The sequence below is a fragment of the Mesorhizobium sp. M4B.F.Ca.ET.143.01.1.1 genome, assembly GCF_004792275.1.
GTDB classification, from domain to species: Bacteria; Pseudomonadota; Alphaproteobacteria; order Rhizobiales; family Rhizobiaceae; genus Mesorhizobium; species Mesorhizobium abyssinicae.
This window is the reverse complement of the sequence record NZ_SRSR01000251.1, coordinates 1-316: the sequence shown is the minus strand read 5'-3', so window position 1 is coordinate 316 and position 316 is coordinate 1. Positions and strand designations below refer to the sequence as shown.

At 66.8% G+C, this 316-nt stretch carries 1 protein-coding gene; it reads right to left on the bottom strand.

All coding sequences use genetic code 11. From position 1 onward, the window contains the following. On the bottom strand, window positions 1–316 hold a 316-nt coding region (locus EN786_RS36860; RefSeq protein WP_246688855.1), incomplete at both ends, for an ABC transporter substrate-binding protein.

Here is a 316-nt window from a genome sequence, read left to right as displayed (position 1 = left end):
CGTCGTCAGCGTCATGTCGAAGCCGCTGGCAAGGCCGGCCGCCTCCATCAGCTGCTTGGCCTTGGCGATATCTTGCGTGCGCTGTGCCAGCGACTTGTCGGTGACCGGGAAGGCCGGCGCGAACGGGCTGTCATTGCCGATCGCGGCACGTCCCTTCATCAGGCCGGCGGCGAGTTTCTCGCGGTCGAGGCAGAGCGCGATCGCGCGGCGCACGCGGGCGTCCTTCGTCGGGCCCTCGTCGCAATGCATGTGCAGCTGCTGGTGCGCCACTGACTTCAGACTGATGATGTCGACATTCGGGTCGTTGAGCACGGCG